Source organism: Microcystis wesenbergii FACHB-1317 (assembly GCF_014696875.1).
Lineage (GTDB): Bacteria > Cyanobacteriota > Cyanobacteriia > Cyanobacteriales > Microcystaceae > Microcystis > Microcystis wesenbergii_A.
The window spans coordinates 1-6,146 of the sequence record NZ_JACJQV010000124.1; the positions used below are offsets into that span (position 1 = coordinate 1).

Annotated in this window: 9 protein-coding genes and 2 pseudogenes; 4 read left to right on the top strand and 7 right to left on the bottom strand. The window is 38.1% G+C overall.

Annotated features, from left to right (window positions below; genetic code table 11):
- Positions 1 to 1,055, bottom strand: a 1,055-nt coding sequence (locus H6F92_RS09825) for a class I SAM-dependent DNA methyltransferase (RefSeq protein WP_190357695.1), incomplete at its 3' end; no start/stop codon positions are given.
- Positions 1,056 to 1,208: 153 nt separating this feature from the next.
- On the opposite strand from H6F92_RS09825, the pseudogene H6F92_RS25900 reads away from it, so the two are divergent.
- A pseudogene (locus tag H6F92_RS25900) lies at positions 1,209 to 1,396 on the top strand (hypothetical protein).
- Between the two features lie 607 nt (positions 1,397 to 2,003).
- On the opposite strand, the gene H6F92_RS09830 reads toward H6F92_RS25900, so the two are convergent.
- The 5 genes from H6F92_RS09830 to H6F92_RS09850 all read right to left on the bottom strand — a co-directional run bounded on the left by H6F92_RS09830 (position 2,004) and on the right by H6F92_RS09850 (position 3,662).
- Positions 2,004 to 2,345 carry a XisI protein gene (locus H6F92_RS09830; RefSeq protein WP_190357696.1) on the bottom strand — a complete coding sequence of 114 codons (342 nt, stop codon included), beginning with the start codon at positions 2,343 to 2,345 and terminating at the stop codon, positions 2,004 to 2,006.
- The gene (locus H6F92_RS09835; protein WP_190357699.1) at positions 2,333 to 2,668 is read right to left on the bottom strand and encodes an element excision factor XisH family protein; all 336 of its coding nucleotides are present in this window, start codon (positions 2,666 to 2,668) and stop codon (positions 2,333 to 2,335) included. Before H6F92_RS09835 ends, H6F92_RS09830 begins: the two co-directional genes overlap by 13 nt.
- 293 nt (positions 2,669 to 2,961) lie before the next feature.
- On the bottom strand, positions 2,962 to 3,105 hold the full coding sequence (locus H6F92_RS09840) for an element excision factor XisH family protein (RefSeq protein WP_081330935.1): 144 nt from the start codon (positions 3,103 to 3,105) through the stop codon (positions 2,962 to 2,964).
- A 108-nt stretch (positions 3,106 to 3,213) separates the two neighbouring features.
- The gene (locus H6F92_RS09845) at positions 3,214 to 3,468 is read right to left on the bottom strand and encodes a type II toxin-antitoxin system RelE family toxin (RefSeq protein WP_002760111.1); all 255 of its coding nucleotides are present in this window, start codon (positions 3,466 to 3,468) and stop codon (positions 3,214 to 3,216) included.
- A complete protein-coding gene (locus tag H6F92_RS09850) occupies positions 3,465 to 3,662 on the bottom strand; it encodes a hypothetical protein (RefSeq protein WP_190357697.1) in 198 nt (65 codons plus the stop codon). Before H6F92_RS09850 ends, H6F92_RS09845 begins: the two co-directional genes overlap by 4 nt.
- A gap of 317 nt (positions 3,663 to 3,979) precedes the next feature.
- Here H6F92_RS09850 and H6F92_RS09855 point away from each other — a divergent pair, with 317 nt between their 5' ends.
- On the top strand, positions 3,980 to 4,132 hold the full coding sequence (locus H6F92_RS09855; protein WP_159036965.1) for a hypothetical protein: 153 nt from the start codon (positions 3,980 to 3,982) through the stop codon (positions 4,130 to 4,132).
- A gap of 20 nt (positions 4,133 to 4,152) precedes the next feature.
- Positions 4,153 to 4,332: a PIN domain-containing protein gene (locus H6F92_RS09860; protein ID WP_149988735.1), complete on the top strand. Its 180-nt coding sequence runs from the start codon at positions 4,153 to 4,155 to the stop codon at positions 4,330 to 4,332.
- A gap of 150 nt (positions 4,333 to 4,482) precedes the next feature.
- Here H6F92_RS09860 and H6F92_RS09865 read toward each other — a convergent pair whose 3' ends face one another.
- Positions 4,483 to 5,805, bottom strand: a complete 1,323-nt coding sequence (locus H6F92_RS09865) for a tetratricopeptide repeat protein (RefSeq protein ID WP_190357698.1) — start codon at positions 5,803 to 5,805, stop codon at positions 4,483 to 4,485.
- A gap of 195 nt (positions 5,806 to 6,000) precedes the next feature.
- Between H6F92_RS09865 and H6F92_RS09870 the strand changes: the two are divergent.
- Positions 6,001 to 6,146, top strand: a pseudogene (locus H6F92_RS09870) (IS701 family transposase); the annotation flags it as partial.

Below are 6,146 nucleotides of genomic sequence, written 5' to 3' on the forward strand. Positions count from 1 at the left end.
TGTAATTCTAACTGAAGTGTATTTAACTCGCCAATCGTCCCAGCTTGCTCAATTTTCTCCTCCCAGTAACGGCTAATAGTTGGGCGAACAATTTTCATAATATCCGCTTCTGAGGTAAAGTGCATCCCGTAAGTATGACGCTCTTCAGTATTAGCTGTCCCCTCAAAAATATTACCAAAAATTGCCGGACGGATCTTACTCCAATCCTGACGCGCCGCCACATCCAGAAACTCTAATTCTTTATTAGTTAATTCAATCGGATGAATTATACTAAACAGTCCCCCATTAAAATAATCCACTCCCTGATACTTGCCAGCGGGGGTAATTCCGGGTTGGTTCATCTGTTGAAATAATCCCCCCAAGACATCATAGGAATTGCCACCATTTAGACACTCTTGTACACAAGAAATAAATAAATCTCTCGGTAACAATCCTCGATCCTCAGCAAACATTGCTAATACACACTGCAAAATAAATCGCTGGGCTGTCAACTCATCAAAACCGCTTTTATGACCGCGTTTTTTTAACAGTTGAAACAACTCACCCATCCGCCGCGCCGCCGTTTCTGTAATCTCGACTTGATTATTCTGAAAAATAGGGGTACGATTCCCTGCTTCCATAAAATTGAAGGCACTCACCCGACTTTTCAAATCGTTGAGATTGACTCGATCTACCGGTTCATCTATTTGAAGATCAAAATCAAAAATCCAGAACTGATCAAAATTACATAATAAGACATAGCGAGGGCGATTAGGAACCAAGCGACTCCAGTATTCAAAAGCTTGGGGATAGTGCTTACTTAAATCTTCTCCTCGTTTTTTCATTTCAATTAAAACACGAGGTTTCCAAACTAAATCAGCAAATCCGGTTTTACCTTTCTTGCTACCTTTAGTAATCGCCTCCTCATAGGTTGCACCCGCTTCTAACGCACCTTTATGACCAAAAGCTCGAAAGAAACGGTCTAGGAAAATCTGAGCTTCTTTCCTTTCTTTGCCAGTAATATGCTGTTGACAAAAATCAATAAATTCCTGTAAGCTTTCAAGAGTAGTAGCCATCTTTTGCCTTTCCATTGGAGTAGGGTGGGCGTTGTAGTGCGATCACCATCTTACACAATAATTCATAATTCATCATTCATAATTCATAATTCATAATTCATCATTCATAATTCATCATTCATAATTCATCATTCAGGCTCTTCTAGGTTCTGTGTGATCAGTTTAACTTACATAGGATCGATCGATCTTTGTGTCCTCTCTGTCTGGAGTGGTTCCTTCCACTCCCTCGCTCTTGAGGAATGTATCTTAGAATACATTTTACCCACCAAACCTGGGAGAGCCGATTTTCCATTGAATCAAACCAAATCAATCGACGATTAAAGCAGTCAAACCTATACTAGGTAAGCATTTGGGCGAATTATGCCAAAATACTCACTCTCATTAAGAAAGAAATGCTAAAAGCCTTAATTCTCGTGCTTATTGAGAATGAATCTGTTAGTTTGGCGAGTTTTGAGATTGTAGAAGCCTCTCTGTGAATGCGTTTGAGGCACCTGAATCTTTAGGTTAATTTTCTCCCCTATTATTGGGACTTAGGCATTTTCGGGCAGCAAAAAAGGCTCAAACCATTACGGGACAAAGGGTTAACCTCGATTTATGATTTTCCTTGATCTATCTGGGTTTCAGCGATTTTGGGCTTCTCGAAGTAAATCCCAAGCAGGGATTGGGGTTGAGGCTTTTCTCGATTTGTTTTTTGTCTAAGTCCCATTATAAGTAGTCGTGCAAAATTAATTTCCTAGTGAAGATAGGCAAAAGGCAGGAGGCAAGAGGTGGTTAGATATGTGTAATTAATTTTGCTTAGGTACTTAGCTCAAATTGCCCCTCTCAAACTCCGAAAAACAGCGATCGCCCTTCTTAACCTCAGCTAAAAATGCGATCGCCCTTCTTAACCTCAGCTAAAAATGCGATCGCATTCTCCTATCTACACAGTAAAACAGCGATCGCCCCTGATTAAGCAATAGCAAATTCTGTTAATTTACGACTTGCAGGATCATGAAATGCTAAAACAATATCTTCTTTGGGAATCCCTGCTTCTAATAATTGAGAGGTGATTCCTATTTCTGTCCAATCCTGTTCAATATAAACTCTTTCATTTTTAATACGAATATGAATCTGAATATTGTTGATTTTCTTTTTGTTTATCCAACCAATAGACATCCATAGATAATGATCATGATTTTCATCAAAAATCAAACAGGTTTCTAGTTTTTTTTGGGATGAGCTATTCGCAATTTCGTCTAGCTTTGTTAAGGTATTTTGAATAATTTGGCGATAGTTAGTTAGTTTATCCATTGGACAATCTCCTCTTTTTCGATGTTGACAACTAATAAATCTAATTGGTGTCTTTTAATAACGGCTTGAATAGATTTTCGTTGGAAAAAAGTCTCATAAATTTCATCTTTGATAGCCAGATAGATTTCTTGGTATTCATCTTGCCCTAATTGAATAAGATCACGATAAAAAATATATTGTCCCAAAGCCATTTCAAAGTCTTTCATCATTGAAAGGCCAAGAAAGCTTTTAATTTCAATGATAATTTTACGTTGTCTTTGTTCTTCGGAAATATATTTCTCGATCGCCAGGTCTGGATACAATTCAGCGTCTTCATCGGAAATTTTGGGTCTGAAACCCCGCCGTTCTAGGTTGGCTTTACGTTAGAATTAAAAGGCCAGTCTCGAAAACCAAGTGGACGGCGCAGCACCTTGAAAACTCGGCTTAGGGGGTTCCGACCAGAAAAGCTTGGCCGGGTAAAAAGTCGCGCGCAACAAGTACAAGAAGCTATAGGCGGTCAACGTACCGTGGGACACACGGAATCGGGCTTCTGAAATGGGGCGAAAGTCTGTGGACTCTGTGTAAGACAGTACATGGTTTTTTAACTGTGGTATGCGACGGTGGTGGAAGCAGAAACTTAAATCGTGAGGTTTAGGAATCGCCGCACTTTTAGGGCGGCGAGGATGTCAAATTCAATAGGATAAGGATCAGCCGTAATTGTCCAGCCGTCTTTAATTAAGGCATTTTTAACGGCTTCGTGATAGAGGTCTTTTGCTGGCATTTGCCTCCTTCTATTTTGATCACTGGATTTATTATAAGCGATCGCCCTCCTCTTCTCACAGTAAAATAGCGATCGCCTCTTCCAAATTTTTATTAAAAACGCGATCGCCTATCGGTAGATGTCCTTTCGATGTCCAATATCTAAAATAATCACCTTTTTTGCGGAATCATCTATCGCGTAAATAACGCGATAAACTCCAATCCGAATCCGCCAGCCTTCTCGTCCTGTCAGTTTGAGACACCCTGCTGGTCTTGGATTGTCAGCTAATGCTCTAATCCCGTCTCGAACTTTCTGATAACTATCTTGGGGAAGATTAGCTAAAGCCTTAGAAGCTTGTTTTTTAATCGCAATAGTGTAATTCATTGACGACTATTTTCAATTTCGGCGATCGCCTCTTCAAAAGGAATTTCTTCCTCTTCCAAAATAGCTAAATCATAGGCTCTAATAGCATTCAATTCTTCAGAATCTTCTAGGAGTTTTCGATATTCCTCTATATCTAAAAGAATACCGATTTGATTACCCTGTTCATCAGTAATATACTTTTGCTTTAATGGCATTGATAATTACCTTGTTTGTTAATTTTATCCCCTATTATAGCTCAAATTTCTCCTTCATCCTCAACTCAACAGCGATCGCCACTCTCGCCTTTACAGAAAAACAGCGATCACCCTTCTCAAACTTAATAAAACAGCGATCGCTCCAATTAAAGTTAAGATGAGAAACTATACCTCAACTTATCCTAAGAATTAAAGATTAAAAAGTATTTCCTATTCTACAAACTAATGGTATTAATTTAGCTAGAGTTGAGGGTTTGACTTTAGAAAATTGGAATGCTATAATAATGCCTAAATACCAATATTCGGAATAAGTAATTATGCTATCTTTAGACTTCTTAATTAAAGAATTGAATAATAATGGTAGCGAAGTAATAGATATAATTAAAATTTATTCCCCAAACACCATTAAGCAAAAAGTTATGGGAAATCCGACAGAGGGCAATTTCGGCTGGATTGCAACTGCTCAATGAAGACGAAATAGAACAAGAACTTGCTGCACGTCGAGGAGGATGCAGTGAGTCATGAAATTGCTGGCACTTACGGTTTAGCGGCGATGGATGCACTTCATGTTGCTGCTGCGCTGCAAATTCAAGCTGATGAACTAATCACCACCGAAAAGCCAACCAAACCAATGCACCGAGTCAGGGAAATTCAGATTGTTTCAATCTAATGTGACCGCTGAAGGGGTGACAACGAGTTGCTTGTCATACTAAATCCAGTTATTAAAAACTGATTATGTATTCCCCCTTTTGCATGAGTGCATGAGTAGAAAACGGGTTTCTCCGAGAAACCCGTTTTCTGTGCGTTACTCAGTCTCAACTTAGTTGGGGTTTAACAACCTTTCTAGGTTTTGTTCACAGTTCTCTTTATGGGAGAGAATATTTAATTTTTCAGAAAGATGTAAGGCTTGTTGCCAGTGATTAATAGCTGATTTAAGATCATGGGTTTTTTCTTCAAATTCTGCCAAAACAATTAAAGTCTCTAGTTCTATATATCTTTCTCCAATATCGAGGGCAATATCTAAAGCTTGATTAAGATATTGATAGGCTAGATCATCCTTTCGAGTGATACTATAAATTTCTCCTAATCCAGCGCAAGCATGGGCAACACTCGCCACATCTGAAATAGCTAAAGCTTTTTTCTTTTGTTGTTTAAAGTATTTTTCAGACTCCTGAAAATTTGCTTGTTGCCCATAAATTGAGGCTAAATTTCCCAAAGACAAAATAATTCCTGCTTCATCGGTTATTTGCTCAGATAAGTTAAGACTTCTTTGAGTATAATCGATAGCTTGATTCAAATCATTGATTCGCCGGTGTGCTTCTCCTAAATTTCGTAAAGCTATTGCTTGATAAATAAGATTTTTAATTTTTTCTGCCCATTTTAAGTATTTTTCTAAACAAGCAATAGTCTGGTCAATTTTTCCCTGATAACCATAACAATTACCCAGATTTAAATAAGCAACATTAATAATCTCAAATTTTTCGTCACAATCGGGAATAATCTCGGCTAGATTTAAAACTTCATTCATTCCTATTTCAGCGCTTAAATATTCCCCTTTTATTCCATCAATTGTGGCTATATTTCCTTTTCCTCTTGCTTTCCAAAGAGGATTATTTAATTGCTCGGCTAAGGATAAGAGTTTCTCCGCATAATTTTTTGCTTGGTCAAATTGTCCTAATTCTCGATACATATAACCAAGTTCACTTAAACAGAGAAAATCGGTTTCATTGTCAAGATTTCCTAATAATTCTTTACACAGTTTTATGCCATCTTCATAGCGTCCCCAGATGCGTAATTGTTTGTGCAAAGGGAAAGAAGTTGGATCATGAATTTCTAAGGGTAAAGAAAATAAAGATTTAGCTTCTTTATACCAACCTAATCGACATAGACAGAGAAATGCTTCCACATAACGACTTGCCCGTTCTTGAATAGAGAGCTGCTGTCCCATTTTATCCTTAATATGGCGTTCATAACCAATTAAATGCCAGATAAATGCGCCAAAATGTGCTTTTTCAAAATGACTTCCTGTCGCCCCTAAAATTTCCCCTTTTTGTTTAACTTGAGCGAGTTCTCCAAAAACAGTAAAATCGATACTTGTGAGACGTTCTTTGACTCTTAATTGAGGAGATTGAAAATCATTCATGATTTGGTTTTCCTTCTTTTCTTTGGGTAGATACTAGATGCTTGAAAGCAACATTGCGAATTAAGCTGTGCTGTTTGATATGTGGTTCATATCCCGGTTGTTTTTGAGTTTCTACTAATGGGACTTAAACGCTAAATAAAGATCAAATCGAGTATAATCGTTAAAGAATAAGCACTTTACGTTGAAAGAGCAGCGATGAAAGAGACAACCCCAGCTGCGATGCCTCCCTGCTTTGACCGATGGTGTCGGCGGTTTGACAATTGCTTCAAAAACGAAGCGCAAAAAAACGGCTTCAGACAATATTTAGGAGGATTATTAGGGGAAAGTGAGAGGAAAAACCT